23 protein-coding genes and 4 pseudogenes are annotated in these 23,354 nt (G+C 69.6%); 13 read left to right on the forward strand and 14 right to left on the reverse strand.

Translation table 11 applies throughout. The features are described from left to right. The first annotated feature begins 211 nt into the window (after positions 1–211). The 5 genes from IE273_RS39380 (at position 212) to IE273_RS39395 (ending at position 4,851) form a co-directional block, all read left to right on the forward strand. Positions 212–583: a hypothetical protein gene (locus tag IE273_RS39380; protein ID WP_189819939.1), complete on the forward strand. Its 372-nt coding sequence runs from the start codon at positions 212–214 to the stop codon at positions 581–583. A gap of 434 nt (positions 584–1,017) precedes the next feature. Further along, the gene (locus IE273_RS44850; protein WP_268257541.1) at positions 1,018–1,143 is read left to right on the forward strand and encodes a hypothetical protein; all 126 of its coding nucleotides are present in this window, start codon (positions 1,018–1,020) and stop codon (positions 1,141–1,143) included. Positions 1,144–1,934: 791 nt separating this feature from the next. Continuing rightward, a complete protein-coding gene (locus tag IE273_RS44240; protein ID WP_229888018.1) occupies positions 1,935–3,386 on the forward strand; it encodes a peptidoglycan recognition protein family protein in 1,452 nt (483 codons plus the stop codon). Next, the gene (locus tag IE273_RS44855) at positions 3,377–3,499 is read left to right on the forward strand and encodes a hypothetical protein (protein ID WP_268257542.1); all 123 of its coding nucleotides are present in this window, start codon (positions 3,377–3,379) and stop codon (positions 3,497–3,499) included. Before IE273_RS44240 ends, IE273_RS44855 begins: the two co-directional genes overlap by 10 nt. Positions 3,500–3,624: 125 nt before the next feature. Further along, positions 3,625–4,851 carry a cytochrome P450 gene (locus IE273_RS39395; RefSeq protein ID WP_189819940.1) on the forward strand — a complete coding sequence of 409 codons (1,227 nt, stop codon included), beginning with the start codon at positions 3,625–3,627 and terminating at the stop codon, positions 4,849–4,851. Between the two features lie 71 nt (positions 4,852–4,922). On the opposite strand, the gene IE273_RS39400 is transcribed toward IE273_RS39395, so the two are convergent. The 5 genes from IE273_RS39400 to IE273_RS39420 form a co-directional block, all read right to left on the reverse strand. Then, positions 4,923–6,161, reverse strand: a complete 1,239-nt coding sequence (locus tag IE273_RS39400) for a cytochrome P450 (RefSeq protein WP_189819968.1) — start codon at positions 6,159–6,161, stop codon at positions 4,923–4,925. 23 nt (positions 6,162–6,184) lie between these two features. Continuing rightward, entirely contained in the window at positions 6,185–6,802 is a 618-nt protein-coding gene (locus tag IE273_RS39405; RefSeq protein ID WP_189819941.1) for a GTP-binding protein, read from the reverse strand. After that, positions 6,783–7,139 carry a DUF742 domain-containing protein gene (locus IE273_RS39410; RefSeq protein ID WP_189819942.1) on the reverse strand — a complete coding sequence of 119 codons (357 nt, stop codon included), beginning with the start codon at positions 7,137–7,139 and terminating at the stop codon, positions 6,783–6,785. The genes IE273_RS39405 and IE273_RS39410 overlap by 20 nt, the downstream gene beginning before the upstream one ends. Continuing rightward, a complete protein-coding gene (locus tag IE273_RS39415) occupies positions 7,136–7,555 on the reverse strand; it encodes a roadblock/LC7 domain-containing protein (RefSeq protein WP_189819943.1) in 420 nt (139 codons plus the stop codon). Before IE273_RS39415 ends, IE273_RS39410 begins: the two co-directional genes overlap by 4 nt. Positions 7,556–7,683: 128 nt before the next feature. Continuing rightward, positions 7,684–9,456 carry a sensor histidine kinase gene (locus IE273_RS39420; RefSeq protein WP_189819944.1) on the reverse strand — a complete coding sequence of 591 codons (1,773 nt, stop codon included), beginning with the start codon at positions 9,454–9,456 and terminating at the stop codon, positions 7,684–7,686. An 877-nt stretch (positions 9,457–10,333) separates the two neighbouring features. Between IE273_RS39420 and IE273_RS44245 the strand changes: the two genes are divergently transcribed. From IE273_RS44245 to IE273_RS44260, 4 genes are all read left to right on the forward strand, one after another. Then, entirely contained in the window at positions 10,334–10,570 is a 237-nt protein-coding gene (locus tag IE273_RS44245; RefSeq protein ID WP_229888020.1) for a hypothetical protein, read from the forward strand. Between the two features lie 342 nt (positions 10,571–10,912). Then, entirely contained in the window at positions 10,913–11,377 is a 465-nt protein-coding gene (locus tag IE273_RS44250; RefSeq protein WP_229888021.1) for a hypothetical protein, read from the forward strand. Between the two features lie 197 nt (positions 11,378–11,574). Then, positions 11,575–11,886 carry a hypothetical protein gene (locus IE273_RS44255; RefSeq protein ID WP_229888022.1) on the forward strand — a complete coding sequence of 104 codons (312 nt, stop codon included), beginning with the start codon at positions 11,575–11,577 and terminating at the stop codon, positions 11,884–11,886. After that, positions 11,887–12,243, forward strand: coding sequence for a hypothetical protein (locus IE273_RS44260; protein ID WP_229888023.1), 357 nt, complete (start codon positions 11,887–11,889; stop codon positions 12,241–12,243). Here the strand turns inward: IE273_RS44260 and IE273_RS39435 are convergent. Together IE273_RS39435 and IE273_RS39440 are read right to left on the reverse strand one after the other, a co-directional pair. Beyond that, positions 12,237–12,878, reverse strand: coding sequence for a hypothetical protein (locus IE273_RS39435; RefSeq protein WP_189819945.1), 642 nt, complete (start codon positions 12,876–12,878; stop codon positions 12,237–12,239). The genes IE273_RS44260 and IE273_RS39435 overlap by 7 nt on opposite strands. Positions 12,879–13,105: 227 nt before the next feature. Next, positions 13,106–13,853: pseudogene (locus IE273_RS39440) on the reverse strand (phosphotransferase). A gap of 164 nt (positions 13,854–14,017) precedes the next feature. Between IE273_RS39440 and IE273_RS39445 the strand changes: the two are divergent. After that, a complete protein-coding gene (locus tag IE273_RS39445) occupies positions 14,018–14,371 on the forward strand; it encodes a hypothetical protein (protein ID WP_189819946.1) in 354 nt (117 codons plus the stop codon). A 100-nt stretch (positions 14,372–14,471) separates the two neighbouring features. Further along, a pseudogene (locus IE273_RS39450) lies at positions 14,472–14,630 on the forward strand (IS5/IS1182 family transposase); the annotation flags it as partial. Here the strand turns inward: IE273_RS39450 and IE273_RS39455 are convergent. From IE273_RS39455 to IE273_RS39470, 4 genes are all read right to left on the reverse strand, one after another. Continuing rightward, complete coding sequence (locus IE273_RS39455; RefSeq protein ID WP_189819969.1) at positions 14,602–14,937, reverse strand: ankyrin repeat domain-containing protein; 336 nt, start codon at positions 14,935–14,937, stop codon at positions 14,602–14,604. The pseudogene IE273_RS39450 and the gene IE273_RS39455 sit on opposite strands and share 29 nt — an antisense overlap. 450 nt (positions 14,938–15,387) lie before the next feature. Beyond that, entirely contained in the window at positions 15,388–15,690 is a 303-nt protein-coding gene (locus IE273_RS44270) for a hypothetical protein (protein WP_229888024.1), read from the reverse strand. 569 nt (positions 15,691–16,259) lie between these two features. After that, the gene (locus IE273_RS44275) at positions 16,260–16,514 is read right to left on the reverse strand and encodes a hypothetical protein (RefSeq protein ID WP_229888025.1); all 255 of its coding nucleotides are present in this window, start codon (positions 16,512–16,514) and stop codon (positions 16,260–16,262) included. A 407-nt stretch (positions 16,515–16,921) separates the two neighbouring features. Next, positions 16,922–17,884 (reverse strand): helix-turn-helix domain-containing protein, encoded by a 963-nt coding sequence (locus IE273_RS39470; RefSeq protein ID WP_229888026.1) that lies wholly within the window; start codon positions 17,882–17,884, stop codon positions 16,922–16,924. Between the two features lie 747 nt (positions 17,885–18,631). Here IE273_RS39470 and IE273_RS44280 point away from each other — a divergent pair. Further along, a complete protein-coding gene (locus IE273_RS44280; RefSeq protein WP_229888027.1) occupies positions 18,632–19,072 on the forward strand; it encodes a hypothetical protein in 441 nt (146 codons plus the stop codon). 547 nt (positions 19,073–19,619) lie between these two features. Here the strand turns inward: IE273_RS44280 and IE273_RS44285 are convergent. The 3 genes and pseudogenes from IE273_RS44285 to IE273_RS39495 form a co-directional block, all read right to left on the reverse strand. Beyond that, positions 19,620–19,817, reverse strand: coding sequence for a hypothetical protein (locus tag IE273_RS44285; RefSeq protein WP_229888028.1), 198 nt, complete (start codon positions 19,815–19,817; stop codon positions 19,620–19,622). A gap of 188 nt (positions 19,818–20,005) precedes the next feature. Continuing rightward, positions 20,006–20,287 (reverse strand): annotated as a pseudogene (locus IE273_RS39490) (helix-turn-helix domain-containing protein); the annotation flags it as partial. A gap of 49 nt (positions 20,288–20,336) precedes the next feature. After that, entirely contained in the window at positions 20,337–21,677 is a 1,341-nt protein-coding gene (locus IE273_RS39495) for an epoxide hydrolase family protein (RefSeq protein WP_308437082.1), read from the reverse strand. Positions 21,678–22,305: 628 nt separating this feature from the next. On the opposite strand from IE273_RS39495, the pseudogene IE273_RS45495 reads away from it, so the two are divergent. After that, positions 22,306–23,183 (forward strand): annotated as a pseudogene (locus tag IE273_RS45495) (transposase); the annotation flags it as partial. Between the last annotated feature and the right edge of the window lie 171 nt (positions 23,184–23,354).

Consider the following 23,354-nt stretch of genomic DNA (forward strand, 5'->3'; position numbering starts at 1 on the left):
TCTGGTTCCAGGGGGCCGAATGGGGTGCCCACGACACCCGGACGCCGCGCTCCCGAGCTGCTGGCGGCACAGCAAATCCCCTGAGTAATAAGCAGATTGACATACCATTGGGCCATCAAGGTGATTCCCTGACACCCGCTCACCCCGCCCAGCAGCGTGTCGCTGCGGACGCGATGAGGCGGAGTGCGTTAAAAGGGCCCCCTCGCGCAGCATGGCGACGCCCCTCGACCCCGGCCTGCCGCGGCATGGCCAACTCCCCAACCCCCATTACGGTCTGATCGAGCGGAGCATCCAGGACACGAGCACCAAGGACCAGGCCTCAGCGGATGCTGCCGCGCTGTCGCGGTTGAACGCGTCGCTGCCGGTGCCGGTCCACCTGGACTCGCAGGAGGTGACGCTGTCGCCGGAGGCCGGGGTCGACGTCGCGCGCCTGGTGCCGGACTGGTGTGTGGACGTCACGACGACAGCGACGTGCCGGAACATCTCACAGCGGATGAAGATCACCGGTGTGGCTGTGTCGGCGGATGGCGAGAGCGAGCAGGTGAAGGTCCAGTTCGGGCCCGTGAGCAGTGCGGAGGACTGATGGCGTACCGGCCGGCGACGAGGTTGATCCCGGACAACCCGATGGCGGGCGTGCTGCGGGAGACGCAACGGGTGACGAGGCAGCCTGGGCCGCGGGCGGCAAGGAGACCAGGGACCGCCTGGCCCCGCAGGACCGCAGGGCGATCCCGGCCCTGCCGGTGCTGCTGGTCCTGCCGGCCCCGTCGGCCCTGTCAGTGCAGTCGGGCCCGTTGGTCCCGTCGGGCCGCAGGGAGTGCCTGGTCCGGCCGCCGGTCCGGTCGGGCCCGCAGGTCCGTAGGGCGCGCGCCGCCGGCTGCGGCCGTCATCACGACCGCGGCTGACGGGCGCGCAACCTGGGGGTACGCCAGGCCGTTCGCGCAGCCACCGGTCGTCACCGCGGTCGCCGTCGACCCTGACCCGGCCGACGCGCGCGGCTTGTTCGTCACCCTGGAAGCGGTGACCGCCACTCAGGCCACCGTGAGGGTGTGGCAGCCGACCGGCGTCCTGATCGGCGAGCGGACCGCGGTACCGGCTGGGGCCGGGGGGAAGGTCCACGCGATGGCGGCGGGTGTCCCCGCGTAGGGCCTCGCGGTTCGCGCCCCTGGCTGGGCTGGAACCGGAAGTCGTTGGTTGAGGGCCAGGCTACGGAATCGGACATGTGGGGTCGTTCCGTGTCAAGAGCCTGCGCAGACGGAAACTACTTCGAGATCTACGCCGGCGGTCAGCTGACGATGGTCCCCGGCTCCCTGGGCCTGCGGAAAGATCCTCACCTACGGCCGGCCCGGCACCTGCACCTTCAAGAGGAGCGACTACCCATGGCTGGCCCGCGTGCGGGTCATCGTGCAGGGTGCGGGCGGCGGTTCAGCCGGCGCGAACGCGGGATCGGGGCAGTGCGTCGTCAGACCTGGCGGGGCCGGCGGCGACAGCCGACTGGGGTTCGGCGGCCTCTCCCGGTCGACTGAGGGTCCAGGAACGGCGGCCTGCGGCTGGGGCGGTGGCGCGGGCGGTCCGGTCTCCTACGGTGCGGTCGAGAACGGCGCGGACGGCGGCGGCTTGGTGGTGATCGAGCTGTACGGATAGTCCTCGCGGGCGCCTGCTCGTACATGCGTGCGGGCTAAACTTCTGCGAGCCGCTGGTTGTGAGCCGGGCCAGGATCCCCGAGAGGCGGGAAGCATCTTGGCCAGGTGTCAATGCGGCGGCGACGGCTGCAAGTGCGTCATCGTCGCCGGCGACAACACGACGGTCACGGGCGGCGGCAGTACCGCCAATCCGATCGTCATCAGCGCGCATGTGGACTGCGCGGACGTGCGGCCCTGTATCTCGGCGGGCCGGGCGCGACGTACGACCCGGCCACGGGCGTCGGCGGCGCGCACGTGTCGACGGACGCGGGCAACAACCTCGTCCTGGACCCGAGCGGCTGCCTGTACGTGCCGACCGGTGCCGTCACGGTTTCGACGGGCTGTGGTCGTACCGGCGACGGCTCGGCGAGTGCTCCGGTGCGGGCGCGGACGGGCACGTGGGACTTCCCGTGTGACCTGGACGCCAACGCCGGCCGGGTGTTCTGCGACCCATCGGGCGTGCTGCGCTCCGAGCCGCGAGGCCGCACCTTCTTCCAGCAGCAGTCGACCACTGATAACAAAGTCGGTGTGCCCACGATCTACTACCGCACCGCGGGCGGCAGCCTCGTACAAGAGGAGGCGAGCGACGGCGTCCACCTGGAGGCCCCGGAGGACGCGACACCGCTGGACCATGCCTCCTACCAGGCCGCGCAGGCGGCAGCCAATGCCGTGCGCGATCAGGAGAGGGCCGCCGCGCAGGCGGCGGAGCAGGCCGAGGCGAAGCCCGCGCACGACGCGCTGGCGCAGCTGGGCCTGCCGGCGTCTGTCGTGCAGCGGCTGACGGCTACCGGACGGCGGACCACGAGCCGGACACCCCGACCGGCACCGACCCGGACGGGGGCCACTGATGTCCTGGTGCCCGTTCGCGAAGAAGCTGGAGCTTCCAGCCCCGAGAGCGACGCGCAGCCGGCGATCCGGCCCACGCAGTTCATCGTGCACGGCATCGTCGCGCCGTGGACGCCCGAGCGGACGTACGAGTACTGGCGCGACTCGACCAACTGGGAGTCGCACTTCGGCCTGGGCTACGACGGCAGCCTGGCGCAGTACATCGGCGCGCAAACCCGCGCCGATGTGCACGCGGCGGCGAACCGGCGCCCGGACGGCACGGGCGCGATTTCGCTGGATTCCGCGTCCGACCTTCTGGCGTCGGACCCGTGGACCGGCGAGCAGGTCGAGACGCTGATCCGGCTCGGTGTCCGGGTGCACCGGGAGCACGGCATCCCGCTGCGGCTGCGCCGGTCGGCAGACGACCCGCGCTTCGGCTATCACCGCCAGTTCTCGGCAGGGAACCCGGACGGCCACACGTGCCCCGGCGACGCCCGCATGCGCCAGTTCCGCGAGGTCGTCTTCCCCGGGATCGTCGCGCGCGCCAACGGCCAGACCCAGCCCCCGAAGGAGGACGACATGCCCGACCACCTGAACCTCGGCAACGCGAAGCCGTTCACGCCCAAGCCCGGCCAGTGGAACTCGATCGAGTTCACCAGCGAGTGGAACGACACCGCCGGCCAGCACATGGCCGGCAGCAGCGTGTTCGCCAAGGGCCCCGCCCGCTTCACCGCCAGCTTCTCCCTGGCGTTCAGCGGCCTGCCCATCGGGGACGTCGTGCAGGCCCGCATGTCCGAGTACCAGGGCGACACCCACAAGATCGCCACCCCATCCACGAGGTCATCGGTACGCCCGGCGACTCGTACGTCGTCGTGTCTCTGACGAAGCGCCTGGGCGCCGGAAGGGGCATGCGGGTGCGGCTGCTGAACCAGTCCGCCAAGCCGGTCACCGTCACCAGCGCCGTCCCGACGGCGCTCGTCTTCAAGGAGTCCTGACGTACTGCTGCCTTCCCTCCTTCGTACGCTCGCGGGACACAACTCATGTACGCAGAGGACTGTTTGGGGGAGTGGAAGATCCATAACCTTGCGGTGACGGTCACGCATCTGACTTGAGGAGTTCCGTGTCCGCTGCCCACCACCTCCCGGACATCCTGTCGCCCGAGTTCGCCGCGAACCCCTACCCGGCCTACGCGGTGATGCGGGAGCAGGAACCCCTGCTCTGGCACGAGGCCACCAAGAGTTACGTCATCTCCCGCTACGAGGACGTCGAACGCGTCTTCAAGGACAAGAAGGCCGAGTTCACCACCGACAACTATGACTGGCAGCTCGAACCCGTACACGGCAAGACGATCCTCCAGCTCAGCGGTCGCGAACACGCCGTACGCAGAGCACTCGTCGCCCCCGCGTTCCGCGGCAGCGACCTCCAGCAGAAGTTCCTGCCGGTCATCGAGCGCAACTCGCGCGAACTCATCGACGCCTTCCGGCACACCGGCTCCGCCGACATAGTCAACGACTACGCGACCCGTTTCCCGGTCAACGTCATCGCGGACATGCTTGGCCTGGACAAGGCCGACCACGCGCGGTTCCACGGCTGGTACACGGCCGTCATCGCCTTCCTCGGCAACCTCTCGGGCGACCCCGAGGTCGCCTCCGCCGGTGAGCGCACCCGCGTGGAGTTCGCCGAGTACATGCTCCCGGTCATCCGGAAACGGCGCGACACCCCGGGCAACGACCTGCTGTCCACCCTGTGCGCCGCGGAAGTGGACGGGGTGCGCATGAGCGACGAGGACATCAAAGCCTTCTGCAGCCTGCTGCTCGCGGCGGGGGGCGAGACCACCGACAAGGCGATAGCCGGCATCCTGGCGAATCTACTGAGCCATCCCGACCAGCTCGCGGCCGTCCGTGCGGACCGCAGCCTGATACCCGCCGCTTTCGCGGAGACCCTCCGCTACACACCGCCGGTCCATATGATCATGCGGCAGTCGGCGACCGAGGTGGAGGTCACCGGTGGCACCATCCCGGCGGGCGCCACGGTCACCTGTCTCATCGGCGCCGCGAACCGGGACGAGCGGCGCTACCGGGACCCCGACCGGTTCGACATCTTCCGCGACGACCTCACCACGACCTCCGCCTTCTCCGCCGCCGCCGACCACCTCGCCTTCGCGCTGGGCCGGCACTTCTGCGTGGGAGCGCTCCTGGCCAAGGCGGAGGTCGAGGTGGGACTGAACCAGTTGCTGGACGCCATGCCCGACCTGCGTCTCGCGGAGGGACATGAGCTCGTCGAGCACGGGGTCTTCACCCGGGGCCCGAAGACACTGCCCGTGCGCTTCGCGCCGGTCACGGCCTGACGGACTGGTTCCCTTCGCGCCCGGGACCCGCCCGGTGCGCGGGGGGACGGCCGGGCGCGGTCCGCGAATCCCTAGTTCACGGACGGGGTGAACTCGACCGGCAGCGACTCCAGGCCGCGCATCCAGATCGAGGGACGCCAGGTCAGCTCCCTGGGCTCCACCGCCAGTACGAGGTCGGGAAGGTGTTCGAGCAGGGTTTCCACCGCCGTGCGCGCCATGACGTCCGCCAGCAGCGGCGCGGGATACGGACAGCGGTGCTCGCCGTTGCTGAAGGAGAGGTGTGCGGAGTTGCCGGAGCCCGCGTGCTGGTCCGGCCAGATCTGCGGGTCGGTGTTGGCCGCCGCCAGGCCGAGCACGAGGCAGTCGCCTTCCCGGATGTGGCGCCCGCCCAGTTGTGTGTCGCGCACGGCCCAGCGGCCGATGAAGTTCTGCGTCGGTGTGTCCAGCCACAGAACCTCGTTCAGCGCCTCCCCGACGCTGACCCGGCCGCCGGAGACGTTGACCGCGAAACGCTCGTCGGTCAGCAGCAGACGCAGGGTGTTGCAGATCCAGTTCGCGGTCGGCTGCTGCGCGGCGGCGATGACGGAGATCAGATCCTGCACGATCTCCTCGTCGCTGAGTCCCGCGGGATGGAGAAGCATGCGGGAGGTGACGTCCGGGCCGGGACGCTCCCGTTTCTCCTTCACCAGCCGCATGATGCGCTCGCCGACACGGGTGTACGCGGCCACCGGGTCGTCGCCTTCCCGGGCGTCCAGGGAGATGCGCAGGTCGTCGACGAGGCGCTCGGTGTCCGCGTCGCCCACCGGCATGCCGCACATCCACAGCACGCCGCGGGCGGGCAGCGCGTGCGCGTACATGCTCATCAGCTCCGCCCGGCCGCTGCCGGAGAAGGAGGAGACCAGCCGCGCGGCGATCAGCTGGCACTCCCGGGCCAGCTCGAACTGGTCCACCCCCTCCAGGGCCTGGGTGATCACGTCCGCCCGGCGCTGGTGCTCAGCGCCCTCGGTGAAGAGCACCGACGGCTGGTACCCGACGTACGGCAGCAAAGGCCAGTCGGGCGGGATGCGCTCCCACTGGTTCCAGCGGCGGGAGTCCCGCGCGAACAGCTCGTCATGGGCCGTCACGTAGCAGACCTCGGGGTAGCCGAGCACCAGCCAGGCCGGGATGTCGCCGTCGAGCAGCACCGGCGCGACCGCTCCGTGCTCCCGGCGCAGGGAACGGTAGAGCTGCGCAGGCGTCTGCTGGTACTCCAGTCCGGCCAGGTGCACGGCGGAGCCGTGCGCGGGGCAGCCCGGGGGAGGGGCGTCCATGGACGGGAAACCGGTCGTGTCGCTCACGCTGTGCTCTCCTTGGCCAGTGCACGTGTGTACAGGTGGTCCACCAGAGCGATGAGGACCTCCTTGCCCGACGCCCGGACGCGGGCGTCGCACTCGATCATGGGCACGTGCTCGCCCAGGGCGAGTGCCTGACGGACCTCGTCGAGAGTGAACCGTTTCGCGTCGTCGTCGAAGCGGTTGACCGCCACCACGAACGGCGTGCCGTGGTGCTCGAGCCGGTCTATGGCGTACCAGCAGTCCTCCATGCGGCGGGTGTCGACGAGGACGACCGCGCCGAGGGTGCCGGAGAACAGGCGGTCCCAGAGGAACCAGAAGCGCTCCTGGCCGGGCGCGCCGAACAGGTAGAGCACCATGCGCTCGTTGAGACTGATGCGGCCGAAGTCGAAGGCGACGGTCGTGGTGGTCTTGCGTTCCACCCCCGTCGTCTCGTCTATGCCCTGTCCCGCCTGGGTCATCACCTCCTCGGTGTTCAGGGGGCGGATCTCGCTGACCGAGCGCACGAGAGTGGTCTTGCCGACTCCGAAGCCGCCCACGACGACGATCTTGAGACCGGTCTCGGCCGTTTCGGTCAGCGGTGTGCGCTGGGAGGGCAGCTCAGAGGTTGCGGAGCCCATGAAGCACCTCCTGGAGCAGGGCGGTTTCTGGAAGGCCCGCGACGGACGCGGCCGCACGCGGGTGACGGGCGCTGACCTTGCCCAGGGCGCACAGGTCGTCGAGCAGGATGCGCACCACAGTGATGGGGAGCCTCAGTTCGGCGGCGATCTCCACCACCGCGGTGGGATGCCGGCACAGCTCGAGGATGCGGACGTGCTCCGACTGCATGCCGGTGGTGGGCTCGCACTCGCTGACGATCAGCGTCACCAGGTCGAGGGACGAATCGGTTTCGCTCCGGCCCCCCGTGACCATGTACAGCCGGTCGGGGTCGCCGAGATCCACGGGCTTGCGTATCACGCCGGGGCGCCCCGGTCGACGGGCTGACGGGGCTCGGCCCGCAGATGGTCGCCGATCTGTTCGACCAGTTCGGTCATCTGGTGGCCCACGACGCCCGGGTCGGCGCTCTCCTGCGCGACGACCGCGAGGTGCGCGCCCTCGCCCGCCTCCACGATGAACAGAAGGCCGCCGTGGAACGCGGTCATCGAGTGCCGGACGCCGCCCGATCCGTCGCCGAACTCCACGGAGGCGCCCTGGGACAGTGCCTGCATGCCGGAACAGATGGCCGCCAGCTGGTCGGCCTGGTCGACGGTCATGTGTTCCGTCCAGCACAGTTTCAGACCGTCGCGGGACAGCACGAGCGCATGGCGTGTGCCCGGCGTGCGTTCCAGCAGGTTCTTCAGGAGCCAGGTGAGGCTGTTGTCGGTGGTCTCCATGATGGGTGGGGGCGGGAGGGGGACCGATGAGGTCACCACCCGCCCCCGTGCCTCCAATCCAGCGAAGTGCGGCGATTCGGTGTCGGGGTGATGGGCTGCTGGGCCCTGCCGAGGAAGGGGGGCCGGTCTCAGGCCTCGGGGGCGGTGCTGCGCGCGTCCTCATCGGGCGGGGCGCCGCCGGCGCGTCGCCGACCGAGGTGGAAGGCGCCGAACCGGGTTCCCGCGTCGCGGGCGGGACCGGACTCGCCTGGATCGGCGGGCTTCTGAGCGGCCGGCTTGTGTCGGATGCGCTCCGCCTCGGCCATGGCGCGGCCCGGGGACCGGATCGGCAGTCCATTGGGAGTGGCCCCACCCCGCCCGGCGGACTCGGACGACGTGGACGTCGGCGTGGTTGCGGCCGTGGACGTCGGCGTGGTTGCGGCCGTGGACGTCGGCGTGGTTGCGGCCGTGGAGAGCGGTGCGGCCGGTGCCGACCGCACCGCCCGGGGCCTGTCCGCGGGCGTCCGGGGAGCCGACGCGGCCTGCCGCGGTCGCTCGGCCGTGACGGGCTCGTGCCGCTGGGCGATCAGCTGCGGCGGGATCAGGACGACGACGCCCGTGCCACCGCGCGAGGAGGGCCGGTAACTGACGCTGATGCCGTACTTGACGGCGAGTCGCCCCACCACGCTCAGACCGACTCGGGTGCCCTGCAGCGAGGCGAGGTCGGTGACGCGGCCGGACACGGACTCGACCGCCCGCCGCATGGCCGCGTCGGACATCTTCAGGCCGCTGTCCTCGATGGTGACCACGAGGCCGGCGCTGCGTTCCTCCACGTAGACGTGGACCTCGTCGACGGGAGGCGAGAAGTTCGCCGCGTTGTCCATGAGTTCGGCCAGCAGGTGCATGACGCCCTCCGCCGCGAAACCGCTGATCGCGGCCCTGCTGGAGGAGTGCAGACGCACCCGCCGGTAAGCGTCGATCCGGCCGACGGCGCCCCGCAGGATGCTCTCCATGACGATGGGCTTGTTCCACACGCGGCTGGAGCGGCCGTCCATCAGCAGGGCGAGCCGGTCGGTCATCAGACCGAGCTGCGAGGTGCTGTGGTCCAGACGCAGCAGGTCGCCGAAGACCTCCTCGCCATGCCGTTCCTGCATCTCACGCAGATCGGCGAGCATGCTGACGGTCTTGGCCTGGACCCGGCTGAGGGCCTTGGCGGACGTGGCCTGCGCGGCGGCGGAACGCCGCTCGCTGTAGGCCAGTTCGCGTATCAAGCGTTCGGCCGCCGACCGCAGCAGGGCGTCCTGCGGCCAGTCGAACCGAGCGAACACGGTGTCGGCGGAGCCGCCCTCCCGCAGCAGGGCGACGGCGGCGGGAAGCGTTTCCTCGGTCAGACGCCTCAGCTCGGCCGTGCCCCGCTCGAGCCGTTCGCGTACGCCTTCGAGCCCAGCCTCGGCCTCACGGGCGCGTTCGACCGACGCGGACAGCTCGCCGGCGACCATGCGCAGCAACTGCTGCAGGTGCGGGTCGGAAGGAAGGGCAACGGCCGACAACACCTGCTTGGCGTCGCCGCCGCCGCGCACCTGCCGGGTGACGTCCGGCAGGATCACGTCGACGAGCCGGGAGGTCTCGGCGACCTGGTGCTGCCATGCGCTCCTGGCCGTCTCCAGTTCGCCGCCCTGCGCGGCGGCGCGCCGGTTGGCCCGGCGTAGCAGGGCCGAGGCCCGGCCGACCACCACGGCGATGCACACCCAGGCGACGACCACCGTGCCCAACACCCAGCGCCGGCCTTCCGCGGGAGCGAGGGCGACCGCGGCAGCGGCGCCCGCGGCGGTGAGGATCAGGGTCGCGGTCGGTGCGAACGGCGAAGCGGACGCAGCCCTTTCCGCGCTTCGGCGCTGACGGGAGCGAGCTGGCATTGGCATTCCGCGGTCCCTCGGTCTGTGCATACGGGGGTTGTGTGAACGATGAGCATCGCTGATGCCGCGGAAGGGCGGCCGAAGGCCGGTGCCCTTCCGGGTGTGGGTCGCCGTTCATGCTAGCCACCGGGCGAGGTGAGAATACCCGGGCGATGCGCGCGGCTGGCCAGGAATGCACTTCGTCGCGAAACAAGTATCACAAGACACGTGTGTGGTGGCAGGTTCACCGCTTGCGGCGCCGCCCTGCGGCGGTGCGAAGGCGGACATTCATGGACTTGGTCTTCGGCCCGGCACGCCTTGTGAAAATTTTGAACGTCAGGATTCGGCCAATCACCGTTCGGGGAGATTGGGCTCGGACTGGAAGTCCTCGACCGGGGCTTCACCGACCGCGTTCGAACTCGCGGCACGTCCGAGAACCGTACCGCCCGCGCTACTGTAAGGCGTCTGCGGTCCCCTTGCGGCGGTGTGGGCGCCGGGGTTGTGGACCGGGCGCGGCGCGGTTGCCCGAAGGTACTCCCGGCATCGTAGCGGGCGCCTCGGACATCCGCGGGGCCGGCCGGAGGTGGCGAGCACGTCTCGTCCGGCCGCGGAGACGATCGCTTCACCACGATGCGCACGGAGCTCGCGCCGTACGCCAAGACGCGCGCGGTGAAGGAATTGTCCGGCCGGGCGCGGCAGGTCGCGGCGGCCAAGGCCTGAAAGATGGGGGCCTCCGGGGGAGCTGTCGGCAACCCCGGAGGTACAACCCAAAGATACGTCCGTCTCGGTGTGACAGCCGCTGAACGGCGTCGCCTTACTGCGGTGCCTGCTGTGCCCGAATACCCGTGGGACCCGCCGGCGCGATCCCGGAAGAACATATCGGAGGGATCAGCATGGGGTTCGATTGGAACCGCGCTCTTCCGTCCTCGCGACGATTGCCGCGCGCCGTCGCGCCCAGTTGTCGGCGACCGAGTCGATCGCCGCGCTCCAGCAGCAGACCGCCGCGCCGGGGCAGTTGTCGGCGGAGTTCGCCGACGTCGCCGAGCGTGCCATCACCGCCCGGCTGACCGGCCTGCTCGAGCGCACCCAGGGCGCCCGCCGGGCCGCGACGTTCATGGCCGCCGACGCCTACCCGGCCTGATACGCCCGCTATACGACGCCGAGCGGGCCGGGTTCGACCTGCCCCGGCTGCTGGGAAACACCGTACGCCGGCGCGGCCTCGGCGACGCGGACGACCCTCGGCGGTACTGACCTGGCGGCTGCGCCAGCGCCTGCAGGATGCCGCCGAAGCCCAGCAGGAGAGGAGGCCCCGCTCGCTCGCAGTGCTCACGCTGGCCCAGCTGCACACTCTGAACCGGATCGCCGCCTCCCACCGGGCCACCGCCCGCGAGGCACTCAAGGCCGCCGGCGCCGCCCTCACCCACCTGCCCGCCCCCTCACCACCCGCACCGGCCATACCCACCCCGCATGGGACCAGCGGCCGATGGGCGACCTCTCCCGCCGCGAGCTCGCCGCCCAACTGGCCACCGTGCGCGCCCAGATCCGCCGCGCCCAGGCGAACAACACCCCGCTCACCGACACCGCCCGGCACGTGATCGCCGACCTCACCCGCGAGGCCCAGCTGCGCCGCGCCCTTATCTGGCGCGACGCCGCACGCGAGGACTTCCAGCGCGAGCGGGCCACCACCGGCGCGGCGCCCGGCGACGCTTCACTGGCCGCGATCCGCCGCACCCTGAAGACGCGGCGCGCTACCACCCACCAGCGCCGGCACTTCGCGCGTGCCGCGCTGACCCGCACCGACGCCGTCTCCGACAAGATCCATGCCGAACTCCGCTTCCGGGAGCGTCTGCCCGACCATGCCCCGCACCGGCCCTACCATCGCGGTGAGCTACCCGACTGGGTCGCCGACCGGCACGCCCTGGTCCATCCCGAGACCCCCGAGCACTGACGCGTGCACCTCGCCGAACGCCACCGCATCCTGGCCCGCTCGCTCGCCGACCGCGGTCACACCCTGGCCGACTTCCCACCTCCATGGGCCCGCCCGCTCGGGAATCCGCCGCCCACCAGCTCCCCCCGGCGCCGTCACGTGTGGGCCACCACCGCCGCGCTGGTGAGCTGTGGCGCACCCGCCACGCCATCACCGCAGTGCCCGGACTGGGCCCGCGCCCGGCCGATCCGGGGGACGCGGCCGCCTGGGACCTGGACGCCCGGGTGCGTGCCCTGACGGGACGGCGCCGCCCGGTGCTGCTCCCGCCGCCGGACGCGCCCGCCTCAGCCGTGATCGAGGCGGCCCTGGGTCACCTCGATGCGCCGCCGCCCGGCGGACCCCTGCCCGACCACCCAGCCCTGCGCGACCCCTTCGGCGTCGCCCCGCTGCCCAACGGCGCCGTGGACGCGCGCCTCGCGCGGCGCGCCCGGGCCGCCGTCCGCGCCGGCGAACCGCTGCCGGAAGCGTGAATGGGGGAGATCACCGCCCCCGGCGACGCCGAGGACGAACAGCGCACCTACACCAAGCTGCTCACCGCCATCAACGAGTATCGGCGCCGCCGCCACCGCGCCGGCCCCGAAGTCCTCGGCCCGCGCCCGGCGGGCCTGGACGGCGAGGACTGGGACCACCTCATCTCACCGACGCGATCGACCTGTACACCCACGCCCGCGTCCAACGCCGCCTGGAACAGACGCGGGCCCGCACCGCCGCCGAACGCGCCACCCTCCTGCCGCCGATCTCGCCGCTGCGCCGGCAACCTCCGCCCGGCCCGCACCGGCACGGCCGGCAACACCCGACCTGCTGAGATAGGCAGCCCAACTCAGTAGATGGTGACGGACACCCCGCACAGCCCGCGTGCGTCCGCCGCGGCCTGCCGCCACATCCGCAGCGGACCGTCCAGGACGCTCTCCTCGCCGTCGCCGTAGTCCAGCCAGTCCTGGTCCTCGGCCTGCGCACGTTCTTTCGCCGTGAAGCCAAGCGCCTGCTCGACGGCGGGAAGCGTCTCACGCACCTGGGAGGAGGTGAGGAGGAAGTTGCCGCACCAGCCGGGCAGGAGGATGGCCCGGGCGGGGCCGATGGCGTGGAAGAAGGATCTCAGCGCGTACTCCTTGCTCTGGACGGAAAGGAAGATGTCTTCCGCGTCGGCGATCCGATCCCACACACCGTTGAGCAGGGAGAAGTCGTCGGGCGGCAGGCCGTCGTACAGCTTCTGCACGTGCTCCCCGGAAGCGGTCAGCTCCAGGAAGGACTCCAGCGCGTCCGCCTCGCTTCGGCGGGCCTGACCGGAGTGCTCCCACCAGGTTCTGAAGTCCGGCAGGGGCTCCCGGCGCCAGCGCTCCCAGCGTTCTCGTGCGAACGGCTGCTCCCGCTCAGCACCGATCAGCGGGAGCAGCCGCGGGCCCAGAGCGCTGATGAAGTCGTCGTCGTGGGCGCTGACGGACCAGGCCGAGGTGATACCCATGGCAGGACCGTACGAGGCGCCACTGACAGACGCGTATCTTCGTCGGAGCCGGCTGACCTCTTCGTGCACGGTCGCAGTTCCTCTGCCCCGGACGGCGCACGGCATCCCACTCGCCTGGTGACGATTTCGCACCACACCGTGCCCGGAGTGTGGCAGACAACTCGCCTCAGTAGATGGCGGCTGGATGCGCCAGAACCACTCGGTGCGCCCGGGCTGACCGCGCGGTTTCACATCCGGGATCTGAGCACGTCGACTCCGCAGCCCGGCGCGAACGGGTCGAAGCCGTGCTCGGTCAGCCAGCGAATGGCCAGCAGGCATCGCACCGACCACCACGCGCGGATCACGTCGAGGTCGACGTCGGTGCCGTAGCCGGCGACGACGTCGTCGAGGTGCTCGGCGTGTCCGAGTGTCAAGGTGGCGAGGTCGAACAAGGCATCCCCTTGGCCTGCCTCGAACCGGTCGATGAGGCCGGTGATCTCGTTGCCGTCGGCGAACACGTGAGTGATCTGCAGGTCGCCGTGGGCGAACACAGCAATCCGTGGCCGCAGCGCGGACTCGGGCGATCTGGCGGTTGCGGGTGACCAGGCCGGCGGGCAGGACACCGTTCGTCACGAGCCACTCGCACTCGCCGTCGAGATCCGCCGCCAACTCGTCAAGGCCCCGACCGCTCCGGCCGGGCCAGGGCGGCAACGGCGCGTCGTGCAACGTCCGGAGGGCGGCACCCGCCGCAGCCCACGCCGTCGGCGACGCGGTCGACCGCTCGCCGAGGCGGCCGAGCGCTCTCCCGGGGATTGCGGTGATCGCGAGCACCGGCGGCCAGCGCCACAGGACCTGCAGGATCGGGAGCGGGGCCAGGGCCATCGCCTCGACCTCGACGTCGGTGCGCGCCTGATCGGCGTCCACCTTCAAGAACACGTCACCGACGCGCAGGGTCGCGCGCTGGGAGTGGGCGACGACGACCTGGACCTCATCCATGGCGGCCAGGATCCGGATGACCGTCCGCGCCGCCGGAATCATCGCCGGCGATTGCGCGGCCGACTGCCTCCCGCTACTCGGCGGCCCCGTGCAGGGCAGCGACAGCTGACCAGGTCAAGGCCACCACCTCAAAGAGTCGTAAGACGTCGTGAAAGCCTCCGGACATGAGCTATGACCTGGCCGTCTGGGAAGGTGACCGGCCGGCGGATGAAAGGACCGCCGGCTGTGTCTTCAACGACTTGTACGACCGCTATCTCGACGGTGAGACCCAGGAGCCTCCGTCCGGGAGCATCGCGGACTACGTCACCGCACTTCTTGAGCGGTGGTGCGACGTCACTGAGGACAAGGCGGGGACCCCGCCCTGGCCGGTCGGACCGCTGATCGACTGTGCGAGTGGTCCGCTCATCTGCTTCAGGATGGACTGGAGGAGGGCCGAGGAAGCCTCGGCCTACGCGGCACATGTGACACATGTGATGCTGGTCTGCTTCGACGTGCAGCAAAACCAGCTCCGGCCCTGAGCACGGTGGCCGATCGGCGGTCGCTCGATGAGAGCTGGGGCGGTGCCGACGAAGGTGAGGAAGCGTTCGGCCTCGCGTTCGTAGCAAGGCGATCGAGACCTCGCAGCGGCTCGGCCGCCACTGCTGGACCGTCGAGCGCCCCATGTCCTGGCTCGCCGGCCGCCGCCTCCACCGCCGCTATGAGCGCAAGGCCGATCACTTCCCCGCCTTCACGAGCATCGCTTGTGCCCTCAGCTGTTCTCGGCGGCTCGTCCGCTGATATGGGCTTGCAGCAGCTTCATCGCCAGGTCGTGTCCGTAGTGATTGGCCATGTCCATGGGGGTGTGGCCGTCTGGGTCCGCGAGTTCCGGATCAGCCCCGAAGGCCAGCAACACGGCCGTGGTGTGCACAGTGAGCCGCTGACCGCTCTGCAGGGCCCCGTCACCCTCAACGTCGATCGCGTGCGTCAGCAGCGTCATGTTGCTGAACACCTCGTCGGGATCACCACCAGCGGCCAGCAACCGGGCCAGGGCCTCAGCGTCGTCCTGCTCGACCGCTTCGTGCGCGGGTGTCCAGTAGTTGCGCACCACGACATTCAACCGTCCCCACAGCACGCCTGCCAGCGACTATCTACGCGATCAGTCACCCATGGGTACTCAGGGGGGCGGCGTGCGCGGGGATCGCATGCCGAGCCACTGTTCGGCATCCCAGGCGTGGAACCGCTCTACCTCGGTGAACTCCAGCAACCGGACCCCACGGAGCGTCCAACGGATCCGATGGGATTCAAGCCGCCACGGACCCCCGGGGCACACGGGTTCATTGGACGCGTCGGCCGCTTGGGCAGATCGCGGATCGGGGCGTTGCCGTGATGACCTACGAGCCCCCACTGACTGCGGAGCCCGGAGCCGGTCGATGAGTGGCCGCCGCTGCGGGAGGTCGGCCGGAGTACGGCAGAAACGTGCCGCACCGGTGCACCCTTCCCGACGGCGCCGACCACCGGACCGACTGCCCTGAGAACAAGCTGGGCCGAGTGCGGATCAGCCGTCGTTGACCGCTGTAGTCACGGCTCCGCAACTTATGACGGTATCCGTGGGGGAGTTGTAGGTGCACGCCCGGAAGACCAGCTTACTTCCCTTGGCGCCGTAGGCGTTCGTGCTGGTGTTCTCGTAGAAGTCGTAGTTGCAGATGCCCGTGGTGCCCGCGCCGGCACTGTTGTAACACCCCCCCGAACGGTAGAGCTGCCAACGTGAGCCGTCCCAGAGGTAGTTGTCCCACGCCACGGCGGCTGAGTAACCGTCCGACTTGGTGTCCTCGACGGTGAACTTGTCACCGTACTTCACGAAACACCCCTCCGCGCCGCTTGCTGTGGCGCAGACCTGGTCGGCGGCGGGACTTGTCGCAGGCGCCGTGGCCGGCCGGGGGACCGTGATTGCCGAGGCTGTCGGAACACCGGCGGACGATGAGCCGGCCGAGGCTTCAGAGGCCAGGGCGGGGACCAACGAGACGGTGCCGACGACGAGGCCAAGTGCGGTGAACGCGCGCTTCATGACGCAACTCCTTGACGTGTGGATGGCGCGGTGACTACCGAACGGACGCGTGCATGCGCCATGAGTATGGGAATGTCGGCCGGTGAACGGGTTGCCGCCGCAGCGGTAGGCGCCACTCACTTCGACGTTGGCATTCCCGTATGGGCGTTGAACTCGGCCTGTCGGACGGACTACGGCGTGTCGCTAGCAGCGAGTCCAGATCTGTTTGGCGTTGGGTCCACTACCTCGCCCGCTGTGACCTCCACGGTCAAAACGTCCCCCGGCCCCCGGCGGGGCCGGGGGAGACGCCCAGGTCAGGGACGTGGGCCAGCGGTGCCTGGGAGCAGGACCGCATAGACCGACAACCGACTACTGAGCGTCAGTCACCGGTTGGTGTGAGTTGCCCAGACAGGCCGGCGGTGCTTGTTGTAGACGACGACGTTGCCGTCGTCCTGGATGGCGAGGTAGGCGCCCTTGCGCCAGGTATTGGCGGCCCAGACCGGTTTCCTGGACCTGTCGTAGACCACGAAGTTGCCGTCCTTCTGGAAAACGGCGCAGTTGCCGCGCCTTAGAGTGTTGGGCGCCCGCCACACAGCACGCCCGTTCTTGTAGAGAACGAAATTGCCGTCCTCCTGCATACGCAGGACCGTTCGCCCGTTGCCCGACGTCCACGCCTGGTTCCTGCAGATCTTCGCCGGTGGCCGGATGATGTAATCACTCCTTGGGTCCGTGACCGCAGCCCTGGCCAGTGCCCCTGCAGGGCTCACGGGGGCAACTGCCTGCGAGCTGACTGCGCCCGTGCCAGCGAAAGCCAGCACTCCCGCAGCAATACACACAGCTCTACGGAAGTTCATCACAACCCACCCCTTCAAACACGACGGTTCACATGCGCTGACGTGACCTATCGGCGCGTACGTGATCTACGTGATGTGTCGAATCCCGGTCGATGCAGGCGCCCGGTCCCAGGCGACTGATGTCATCTTCCAGACAGCGGATGCGGAGATGTTGACGCCGAGTCCACGGTTGTTTGACGATCCGTCCTCACTCAGTCGGCTGCGGGTCCATCGCCGGCTTCCTGGAGCAGGGCACGGCGGCGGTAGTCGCGGGGCGACATGGCGTAGGCCGAGCGGAACGCGCGCGTGAACACCGCATGGTGCTCGAAGCCCACGCGCACGGCGACGAGATGTACGGGGACGTCGCTCCGGGCGGGGTCGGCGAGCTGTTCGCGGGCGCGCTCCAGGCGCAGGTGGCGGATGCAGCCGGACACGGTGGTCTCGTGGTCCTGGAACAGCCGGTGGAGATGACTGGTCGAGATGTGGTGCGCGGCGGCGATGGTGGCCGGCGTCAGGTCGGGGTCGTGCAGGTGGTCACGGATGAACGCCTGGATCCGCAGGGTCAGGGTCCGGCGCCGGGACTCGGCGGGCAGGGAGTTCATGGCATCGAGCGCGGTCGCGAACACGGCCGCGAGCAGGTCGATCAGGACTGTTCCCAGCCGGGGCCCGTCGGCGGCGGTGTACGAACGAGGTTTGTCCACCAGGGTGGTGAGGAAGGCCGTCAGCAGAGCCCCGATGCCTTCCTGTCCCGTCATCCGGTGACCGATCACCCGGTTGAGCTCGTCCGAGGACAGGGGCAGGCGTGCCCGGGGTACCTCGACGCTCACGGCCTCCACGGCTTCCCCCTGAGGGCCCATGAAGATCTCGAAGGGGCGGGAGGAGTCGTTGGTGCGGAGCTCGCACGAGCCGTACAGGGCGTCCGGGCCGCCCATACGGAAACCCAAGGTGCCCTTGGTGATCAGTGAGAGGTGGATCATCTCCGGGTCGGAGCCACGGATGAGTCGCGGTGTCCGCCTGATGGTGAGGGGCGACATGACCGAGGGCCACACGAGCGCGCTCCCCAGTTGGACGACGCGCTGCTGTGCACGGAAGTCGGAGTCGGGACGGCAGACCAGGTCCACGGGTGCGTGTGTCTGGGACAACTTCTCGCGCCACGCGTCGACCCGGTCGGCCACCGGTAAGTCCTCGGACCTGAACACTTTTTCGATCACCGCTTTTGCCCCTGTCGCAGCGTGGATGAAAACCGGACCCTGGCCGGCCCGGCCACACCACCAGCATGCCGAAGGGCAAAGGAACAGTGAAGTGTTACTCGTTCGCAGCCCCGGCGGAGTAATTGTCACGGCCTGTGGATCGGTGGCTATGAGTGGGGTCCGACTTCGGTGTCGTTGTGAGCTGCCCCGAGTTTCGTAGAGTCCGGCGGTCCTGTTTCTGGCGGACTGCGGGGTGGCTTCCTGCTGCCGCCACCAGCCGCGTTCGTACTCGGCGGGTGGTACGTAGTCGAGTGCTGAGTGCAGGCTGGCTCTGTTCACAAGAACGGGCAGCAGATGTTCATCACTTCGCGGGGCACTGAAGTGTGCCTTTCGATTCGAAAAGCATGTGGGCTCCGCAGCGTCTCCCTCGCTGCCGCGACCGGTGACGGGACGGCAGCCGGGACGCGTGCAGGGAACAATCTGGATCATGGACTACGGCGTGTACGAACCAGCGAGGCTCGGACAGACCCGGCTGTTGGACGGTCGACTCCTGGGCTGGGCGGAATGGGGACCAACCGACGGCACCCCAGTGCTGGTGTGCCCGGGGGGCAGCCACGAGCAGGTGGCTCGGTTTCGGCGGCGGTGTCATAGACGCAGCAGGCATCCGGCTCATCAGCGTGGACGGGCCCGGCCTTGGCACCTCCGACCCAGCCCCGGCCGTACCCTGACCAGTTGGGCCACCACATGCGGCACCTCATCCAAGAGCAGGCCCTGCGAGCCCCGTCGGCGGTGGGGTTCTCGCAAGGAGCACCGTTTGCCCTCGCCCTGGCCGCAAACGGTCTGGTGAACGCGGTGGCCGTGGTGTCCGGCAGCGACGAACTCGCCCATCCCCGCTTCACATACGCCCTGACCCCGCAGGTGAGGGACATCGTGAACGCCGTCGCAGCCGACCCCGAGGCTGCTGCGGCCTCCTTCGCCGGCTTCGGCAGCGCCGACGCACTGTGGGATCTGATCATCACGACGAGCCCCGAGGCGGATCGCACGGTCTACACCGACCCGGTCTTTCAGAGCGCCTTCCGGCGCGCGATGGACGAGGCATTCAGCCAGGGCCCAGCAGGCTACGCACGCGACACCGTCCTGGCTATGGGCATCTGGCCATTCGACCCAGCCTGACATCACCGTCCCGGTCGAGCTCTGGTACGGAGAACAAGACACCAGCCCGGTCCACTCCCCGGACCTGGGCGAATCACTCACGCAGATGATCCCAAAGGCGACCCGGCACCTGCTTCCCGCCGCCGCGGGATCCTTGCTCTGGACGCATGCTGAGGCCGTCCCGCGCACCTTGCTGGCCCACGCCCGATGACGACGGTGGAATCGAGCAGCCCACCTGCGACCAACGGCCGGACTGGGAATCGAACGACGCTCTGTGTCGATGCCCCCCCGAGGTAGTGAACATCTGCTGCTCATTCTCATGAACAGATCCAACCGCTCCGACACCGCGACCCTGCGCAACGACCGCGGCCGGTTCGTCACCGAGCTCTCCTGGGGCCACCGCCGCGATGCGCGAGCTGCCGGCTGAGCGGGGGTGAGTGGTTCTCGCCGTATGCCGACCTGGCGCCGCCTCGGCAGCTCCTCCCGCGGCCCAGATCGTCAGCGGGCCAGTGTCACGGTCACGGGCACGTCCGGACAGTTGTCGAGCACCTCGCTGAGCGCGGCCTGTTCACCGGTGTCGATACTCAGGGCCCCAACAGGTCTTGTCGGCCACCCAGTCGGTGGCGTACTGGCAGCGGTAGCCGACGGCCGGCGGCAGCCACATGCTGGGGCCCTGGTCGGCCTTGGACCGGTTCGACGCAGCCGACACCGCGATCAGCGCACGCTCGTCACCGAGATCGTTGGCGTAGGCCTCCCGTTCCTTCACGCTTCAGACGGAAGCGCCGCAGCCCCAGGCCCCGGCGACCGGGACCAGGTGGTCGATGTCCACACCGCCGGGCCCTGGATGAAACGGTCATCCCCATGGGTCACCCTGCGACAGCGCGCGCCTGCCAGCCGCGGGCTGAGCGGTGGCTGGGGTCTCCTTCCAGTCTGGTTGGGGGTGGTCGGGTGGTCACGGGGGTGTGGTGGCGCGTACGGGCACGGTCGCAGACGCTGGATGACCTGGCAGGCGGTGGCAGGTGAGCAGCTGAAGAGCGGTGTGAGCTGCCGCATGGTGAGGTTGGTGCGGTAGTACACCGCGACCGGCAGTACCCGCTCGGCCGGCGGCAGACATCACGGCCGGCCGCCACCGGGGCCGTTGCCGTCCCGTTCCCGCAGCACGCGCAGCAGCTTCTCGAACCGGCCGATCTGCAAGCCGGTGGATGTCTCCGCCCACGCCGGCTCAGCCCTCGACACCCCCGCCCCCGCGGGCGAGTTGCCCGCTGCCGGCCTTCTGCGGCACCGTTTAGCGCAGGGACCTGAACGCGGTACGGAGCTCCTGGGCCAGTAGGTGCGGCTGCTCCCAGGCCGCGAAGTGGCCGCCCTTGTCGACCTCGTTCCAGTGGATGAGGTTGCCGTAGGCCCGCTCGCCCCAGCTGCGCGGCGCAGGGTAGATTTCGCCCGGGAAGACGGTCACCGCGACCGGGACACTCGGGATGTCGACGGCGTTGAAGGGGCCTCCGCCTGCTTGTGTTCCCTCCCAGTAGAACCGGGACGACGATGTCGCGGTGCCGGTCAGCCAGTAGAGCGAGATGGCGTCCAGCATCTCGTCGTAGGTGAGGACCTTCTCGGGCTCGCCGCCGGAATCGGTCCACTCGGCGAACTTGTCGTAGTAGTACGCGGCCATGGCGACCGGCGAATCGGTGAGCGCGTAGCCGATCGTCTGCGGAGTCTGGTTCATCATCGCCGCATATCCGAAGCCGTCGCGGTAGAAGTGCAGCAGTCGGTTGTAGGCCAGCTTCTCGCGTTCCGACAGACTGGCCGGCGCGGGGTCGAAGTTGCGCAGGTGACGCAGGACGTCCGGGGGTACCGTCCCGGGCATGTTGACGTGGATCCCGAGGAGCCCCTTGGGCTTCTGTGCCGCGAGCACCTGGGAGATGATCGAGCCGTGGTCGCCTCCCTGGGAGACGTACCGGGTGTAGCCGAGCCGGAGCATGAGTTCGTTGAACGCGACCGCGACCCGGGCCGGGTTCCAGCCGGTCGATGTCGGCTTGCCCGAGAAGCCGTACCCGGGCAGCGTCGGGAGGACCAGGTGGAAGGCGTCCTCTGCTCGGCCACCGTGAGCTGTGGGGTTCGTCAGGGGCGCGACGACCTTCAGCAGCTCCACGATCGAGCCGGGCCAGCCGTGCGTCATCAGCATCGGCATGGCGTCGGCATGCGGGGAGCGGATGTGCGCGAACTGGATGTCCAGCCCGTCGATCTCGGTGATGAACTGCGGCAGTGCGTTGATCTTCGCCTCGGCCTTGCGCCAGTTGTACCCAGTGCCCCAGTATTCGATGAGCGGGCGGAGCTTTGCCAGTTGGGCGCCCTGGGACCGGTCGCGGACCGTCTCCCTGTCCGGCCACCGTGTCTCCTTCACGCGCCGCCGCAGCTCGTTGAGCTCCTTCTGCGGGACCCTGACGCGGAAGGGACGGACAGCGGCACTTCGTTGCGCGTTGCCAGAGGCGGCGGCGCCGGCCGGCGATGTCCCGCTCGTCGCGGCCTGCGCCTGACCGGACAGGCTCATCTGCGTGACGGCGACAGCACCTGCGGCAAGGCCCAGGAAGCCGCGACGGCCGGTGTTGCCGCGTCCAGTGTGGTCGGTCATACCCATAAGACTTCCGTTTCCTCGGACGAGCGACAGCTCGTTTCGTGATGGTCTGGGGCGAGCGTCATGGAGGCGCCTCGATGGAACACCGGAGGCATCACCGGTCGAAGCGGTGACGATCGTGACATGTGTGTGAGTTACCGGTCAACCAGGTGACGATCGGTTTCAAGCCACCGTGTGGGGCTGGGCGGCCTTCCTGCCGGCACGTCGGGCAGCGGGCCCGTGCCGCCCGCAAGCTTGCTGACAGCGCTCTCGATCACGAGGTCACGTGGCCCCGCGGTGCCTAACGGATGTGTGTACGGGTGCCGCATCTCGGCGCTGTGCCGCGTCGGCCGGACACCGGTCGACCGCGGACGCGCCGCTTGGTCACGCGTGAACACGGCAGGGCCGCGATCAGTCCTGGAGGGGGTGTGGCTGACCCGCTGTCGAACGGGACGCCACCTCGGTTGGCCTGATTATGCGGTGGTCCGGCGTGATGTGCCGGCTTCTGTCGGCTGCTTCGACCTCGCCGCGTGACGGCCGGGCCCACCCGTCGTATGACCCGTGCCGCTTACTTGACTTCCGCTTGTCAGGGTGACTGTTGCGAAGCTCCTCACGGCTGCGGGGCGGTGCTTGTATCCGGTGGTGTGTGGGGTATGCGGATGGGGGCGGGCTGCCCCTGCGGGGCGGTTGTGCCGGGAGACGGTGCGGATGCGGGCGGCCGAGGTGTTCGAGCGGAAGTTCAAGCCGGCCGAGGTGGCACGGCGTCTTCGGGTGGGCCGGAAGTCGGCCTGCCAGCGGCGCCAGTTGGGGGGGAGTGGGGTGTGCGGGCTGTGTCCTCCCGCGGCCCGCGCGGGTCGCGACGCCGTCTGTCCCCGTGCTGCCCGGAGAAACTGGCCGCGTATCTGGAGCAGGCTCTGGCCGTGCGTGGCCGGGTGGGGGACCAGGTGTGGACCGCGGCGCGGGTGGCCATGCTGATCGGCAGGATGTTCCACGTCTCCTGCGGCGTCTTCGGGGCGGCGAGGCTGATGCACCGGCTCGGCTTCGGCCCACAGATTCCCGCGCGGCGGGTCGCCGAGGGTGGCGGGCACGTCGCCGTCTGGAAGGAGGCGACCGGGGCGGAGGTAGAAGAGCCCGTGTGGCCTGCGGAGGCTGCATCTGCTTCGAGGACGAGGCCGGGTTCACCCGCCGGCCGCCCAAAGGACGCACCGGGGGCCGGCGTTGGCGGTACCCCGGTCGTCACCGTGAGCGGTGGCTGGTGGGGGTGTCTGTCGGTTGTCGGCCTGATTGTTATGCGGTCTGGTTCCCGGGTCTGGCTGTGCCACTGCCTGGGTACTCACCGGGTAGGCGCCTGGCAGGCGCGGCAGCCCGGGCGAGCGGGACTTCATGGCGCTGATCGAGGGCGTCCACCGACTCGTCAGGGCGCGCATCGTGCTGGTGGGGGACCGTGTGGACATTCATGTCTTCCGGGTCATGCGCGGGTTGGTGGCTGAAGGCGGGTGGCTGACGGTGTTCCTGTGGTCGGCCACACGGATCGGGGCTTGGACGTGTTCATCCGCTCCCCTGTCCGGACCGGTTTTGATGGCTGGTTCGCCGGGCGGGTGCTGGTGGGAGGGCCCGTGTGCGAGTTCCCGGTGGGGTTCGTGTGTGCGTTGGGTGTCCTCGGTAGTCGGCTTGATCATGGCGTGGGGATCGTTG

The organism is Streptomyces olivaceoviridis, assembly GCF_014650115.1.
In the GTDB taxonomy this organism is placed as follows: domain Bacteria; phylum Actinomycetota; class Actinomycetes; order Streptomycetales; family Streptomycetaceae; genus Streptomyces; species Streptomyces olivaceoviridis.

Coding starts and splice junctions, on each gene's coding strand:
- IE273_RS39405 (WP_189819941.1), bottom strand. CDS start 6,802: ATGGGCTCCGCAACCTCTGAGCTGCCCTCCCAGCGCACACCGCTGACC.
- IE273_RS39445 (WP_189819946.1), top strand. CDS start 14,018: ATGAGCTATGACCTGGCCGTCTGGGAAGGTGACCGGCCGGCGGATGAA.
- IE273_RS39400 (WP_189819968.1), bottom strand. CDS start 6,161: ATGGACGCCCCTCCCCCGGGCTGCCCCGCGCACGGCTCCGCCGTGCAC.
- IE273_RS44250 (WP_229888021.1), top strand. CDS start 10,913: ATGGGCGACCTCTCCCGCCGCGAGCTCGCCGCCCAACTGGCCACCGTG.
- IE273_RS39435 (WP_189819945.1), bottom strand. CDS start 12,878: ATGGGTATCACCTCGGCCTGGTCCGTCAGCGCCCACGACGACGACTTC.
- IE273_RS39495 (WP_308437082.1), bottom strand. CDS start 21,677: ATGACCGACCACACTGGACGCGGCAACACCGGCCGTCGCGGCTTCCTG.
- IE273_RS39415 (WP_189819943.1), bottom strand. CDS start 7,555: ATGGAGACCACCGACAACAGCCTCACCTGGCTCCTGAAGAACCTGCTG.
- IE273_RS44260 (WP_229888023.1), top strand. CDS start 11,887: ATGGGGGAGATCACCGCCCCCGGCGACGCCGAGGACGAACAGCGCACC.
- IE273_RS44275 (WP_229888025.1), bottom strand. CDS start 16,514: ATGCAGGAGGACGGCAATTTCGTTCTCTACAAGAACGGGCGTGCTGTG.
- IE273_RS39380 (WP_189819939.1), top strand. CDS start 212: ATGGCGACGCCCCTCGACCCCGGCCTGCCGCGGCATGGCCAACTCCCC.
- IE273_RS39420 (WP_189819944.1), bottom strand. CDS start 9,456: ATGCCAATGCCAGCTCGCTCCCGTCAGCGCCGAAGCGCGGAAAGGGCT.